We start from the raw sequence: 214 nt of genomic DNA, 5'->3' as shown, positions 1-214 counted from the left end.
CAGGAATGTCACCGGAATCCGTACCGCCTTAGCAAAAAAAGACATTAACAGGGCGACAATCAAGATCAAAGAACAGACAGTAGACACAGTAACAATCCTTTCCGTGGCAACCTTACATGACGAGTTCGGCTTCGGAACACAAAGATGCGACCGATTTATTAAGAGGTTTAACAAAAAGGCGGAATGCATCATGGATGACATGGCAAGCTGGAAC

At 44.9% G+C, this 214-nt stretch carries 1 protein-coding gene; it reads left to right on the top strand.

Going from position 1 to position 214, the window contains the following annotated elements; translation table 11 throughout:
- Positions 1-214 (top strand): hypothetical protein (locus tag NE619_RS18705; RefSeq protein WP_330640890.1); only part of this gene is annotated, 214 nt, incomplete at both ends.

Source organism: Anaerovorax odorimutans, assembly GCF_024459955.1.
Taxonomy (GTDB): Bacteria; Bacillota; Clostridia; order Peptostreptococcales; family Anaerovoracaceae; genus Hominibacterium; species Hominibacterium odorimutans_A.
Note: the sequence above shows the minus strand (reverse complement) of the source record. Positions and strands in the feature narration are given on the sequence as shown.